A 3,617-nucleotide genomic window follows, 5' to 3' on the forward strand; every position below is an offset into this window, starting at 1 on the left:
AAGTTAATCAGGTAGTCCGAATTTGCAAGTGCATATAATTCTTTTTCATTTAAAACTAAAGCTAAATGCTTTGCAGTAGAACCCGTGTCTCGGAAAGACAATGTTTGACATGTACTTTGTGGATCATAAACTGCATGAACTGCCTCAATTCGAGTTTTACATTCAATCATGCCGAACATGAGAGCTGATTCAGTTTTAATATAAATTTCCGCATTAGCATTTTTACTTTGTGGCGGCGTAATATGAGCTAAACCATGTATATATTTAAACTCTAATTTTTCATCAGTTTTGTACTGGTCGATAGTGAGCTTACCACTACAAAAATCGGCCTCAATTTCGAGGTATTTTTTATATTCGTTACCAAGGTATGTATGTAAATGTATATCTACCCCCATTTCACACATTGCTAATGCAGCACGCCCACCTGAGCCATATATATAATTCCAATGAGGGCGCAAACATATCTCACGATATACACCTCCAATAATATGCATGATCATCCCTTAGGTAGAATAGATAAAAACTTTTATTTGACCATTGTTGATTTCACATATTGAAGCTTTGTACGTTGTACCTCCATCGAGACATTTGTATAAGCTTTCTAAATATTGAGGAGATGTGACACCACCTAGAACGCCGTCCTCGTTTAAGGCACATACAGAATTATCGATAATCTCGATATCTAATATATCACCTATTTTTAATTTTTTAACGATCAAGGGGTTAGGCGAGCGAATGTTTGTATAGAATTTTATAACTTCACAGCTGGAGAACCCTGAGGAGCTACCAGAGGAAAAGCTGCCTGATCCAGACATAGTCAATGCTCCTTTTCTGTTTTTGATGCTACTAACCACAATTTGTAAAAAACCTTTTCAACTGTCAAGGTTTATTCAACATTATGCCTCATATATTTACCCTTTCCCCCGAATATGCTCAGCTATAATCAGGAACCAGCACGCCCGCGGCACCGCCTTGTCGAACCTCAGATCGGCCACTAGTTTCTTTAGGCGCAAGTTTTCCTCTTCCAACAGGCGCATGTGCTTCAGCTCTGAGGGCGAAATGCCGCCGTATTTCTTGTGCCATGTAATGGGATGGACTACCTCCTCCCTTTGCGCTTAATTGAACAAAATACGTTCAGCAGGAGAGTAAACATGAATATCGTCTATCTGGGTATCGATCTGGCTAAAAATGTTTTCCAACTCTGTGGCTTAAACCAGGCTGGAAAACCCCTTTACACGAAACGCGTTGACCGAAAAATACTGCTTCAGACAGTAGCCAATATACCGGCCTGCCTGATTGGTATAGAAGCCTCAACGGGCGCATTTTTCTGGCAGCGTGAGTTTGAAAAACTGGGACATAAAGTAAAAGTCATCAGTCCCCAGTATGTTAAACCTTTTGTCCGCGGGCAAAAAAATGACGGCAATGATGCGTTGGCGATCGCTATAGCGCTGATGCAGCCTACGATGAAACTTGTCCCGCCAAAGAGCCCGGAGCAGCAAGATATTCAGGCCTTACACCGTGCAAGACAACGGATTGTCAATCATCGTACTGCGACGGTCTGTCAGATACGAGGCTTGCTGCTTGATCGAGGGATCCCCATGGGTATCTCTGTCACAAGGGCCTGTCGAGCGATTCCCTTGATCCTCGAAGATGCTGAAAATGGTCTCAGTGCACGTATGCGCAGAACGATTGCGGAGCTCTATGATCTCTTTTTAGATCTCGAACGGCGTATAGGTTTTTTTGATAAAGAGATCGACACTGTTTTTAAACAGTCTGAAGCCTGTCAGCGTATTGCTAAAGTGAAAGGAATTGGCCCCAAAACCGCCACAGCCGTTATTGCGGCGATTGGTAAAGGGACCGAATTTAAGAATGGCCGCCATTTTGCTGCGTGGCTTGGCCTCGTGCCACGTCAACACTCTAGCGGAGACAGACAGGTGCTCATGAACATGACGAAAAAAGGCGACAAGCATCTACGGACCCTGCTTATTCACGGTGCCCGTGCTGTCGTCAGAGTGGCTACAAACAATAACGATGGCTATCTAAACCAATGGGTTAATCAACTTAAAGAGCGGCGCGGATTTAACAAAACGACCGTGGCAGTTGCCAACAAGAATGCCCGGATTATCTGGTCAATTCTTCATAACGAGACAGAATATCGGCCAGCAGTAATATGATACTTACCTTAAAAGTTGCAGAGTATTGAAAAATGGTAGCAGGTTGCACCTGCACAATCGGAACCTGATTTTTATACAGGCCTTCGAGGCCGTCCAGTTGTTGAGGCGATTGTGTGCGGATTACCCATTTGGGCACAGGTATTCCTGATGCCGGATAGATGTAAGCAACAACCTAAAACCTGATTCAGTGCTTGCAAAACGGAGGTAGTCCATAGATGTAAAACGTGGCATCGGAAATACTCAGCTTACTGCAGACCCCAGCACCGGTGTAGCCAATTCGGCCACCTTAGGGCAAAGGCAATCTGTTCTTCGGTGAATCGTGATTTTTTCATCGGCGCCACCTCCTTCAGGAGAGTATCTACCATGCCGAAATTCTGTTACCGAATGGAGCAGGATTTCGGGTCAGGGTCACACCAGCGGTGAGTACAACTGAGAACTTCCGCTCCTCACTCGTTGTCAACTGTCAAGTTGAATCGTGTTTTAATAGAGAACAACGCCATATCGAGTCTGGGCCAATACATCTAAAACGGATTAGCGGGCTCTTTGCCGCCCGCCCCTGCAACCTGCGAATTATTCCCTACACCCAGTGCCACGAAAATTCGCAGGTAGATTGTATCTCTAGCACCACCGCAATTCTACCCACTGTAATATAAGGTCAAGGCCGCATTCTTTTGCGACTTCCTCCCCTGCCCTCAAGCTTTATCCATCAAAAAACGATGCACTTTTGATGCCGCGCTGGCGGCCTTGAAAATATAGCGCTTGTCGTTCTTCAGTGCTTTCAGCCAGGAAGCAATATAACCTTCATGCTGAACCTCTCCAGTGATACCCAGATCCGCCATCAGGAACGCGCTTCCCAGTTCGGCGATCAACTCCTCAAACGCATACCCCTCACTGCCAAACTTCCCTTTCATTTCACGATTCAGCCGACTTTTCGCTCCACTCCAGTGAACCAGCTCATGCAGGCCCGTAGCGTAGAAATTGACAGCATCGCTAAAAAGACGACGTTCCAGTAAATGGATTTCGTCGGTTGATGGTGCGAAAAAGGCGTTCTGCCCCTTCTCAATGATGGTTGCACCACTGTTACGGAAAAGCGCTTCCGCCTGCGGTAACCACGCCTGCCCGCAGCCGAATGGTTGATTGGCTACTATATATCCGCCGGTGTGGCTCAGCGCTTCTTGGGAGAGGAACACCATAGTAACGGTCGCCATATGAAATGAGGGATCTCACATCAGCTTTTATGACATTTGCCCATTGGTGGTCATTTTGGTGGTCTTGACAGCATCTCAATTCAGGTTTAGCCTATTTATTAGCCAGTTACTGGCAAAGGCGATCCCAGTCAGAGGAGCCAAATTTAGAGAAGCCCGCTTAAGGAAACTTAAGCGGGCTTTTTGGTTTTTTGCGTTAGGCAACTGCCGTCCGGGAGAGATGTGGGGGCTGTTTGAG

General features: G+C 45.7%; 2 protein-coding genes and 3 pseudogenes. 1 reads left to right on the forward strand and 4 read right to left on the reverse strand.

The window, feature by feature from the left end:
• The 3 genes and pseudogenes from J1785_RS02500 to J1785_RS26625 form a co-directional block, all read right to left on the reverse strand.
• Positions 1-494, reverse strand: a pseudogene (locus J1785_RS02500) (hypothetical protein); the annotation flags it as partial.
• Positions 495-503: 9 nt separating this feature from the next.
• On the reverse strand, positions 504-815 hold the full coding sequence (locus J1785_RS02505; RefSeq protein ID WP_217192147.1) for a hypothetical protein: 312 nt from the start codon (positions 813-815) through the stop codon (positions 504-506).
• Between the two features lie 150 nt (positions 816-965).
• Positions 966-1,082 (reverse strand): annotated as a pseudogene (locus tag J1785_RS26625) (IS3 family transposase); the annotation flags it as partial.
• 69 nt (positions 1,083-1,151) lie between these two features.
• On the opposite strand from J1785_RS26625, the gene J1785_RS02510 reads away from it, so the two are divergent.
• Entirely contained in the window at positions 1,152-2,174 is a 1,023-nt protein-coding gene (locus J1785_RS02510) for an IS110 family RNA-guided transposase (RefSeq protein ID WP_217192146.1), read from the forward strand.
• Positions 2,175-2,866: 692 nt separating this feature from the next.
• On the opposite strand, the pseudogene J1785_RS02515 reads toward J1785_RS02510, so the two are convergent.
• A pseudogene (locus J1785_RS02515) lies at positions 2,867-3,283 on the reverse strand (zincin-like metallopeptidase domain-containing protein); the annotation flags it as partial.
• Between the last annotated feature and the right edge of the window lie 334 nt (positions 3,284-3,617).

This window comes from Rahnella perminowiae, assembly GCF_019049755.1.
GTDB classification, from domain to species: domain Bacteria; phylum Pseudomonadota; class Gammaproteobacteria; order Enterobacterales; family Enterobacteriaceae; genus Rahnella; species Rahnella perminowiae.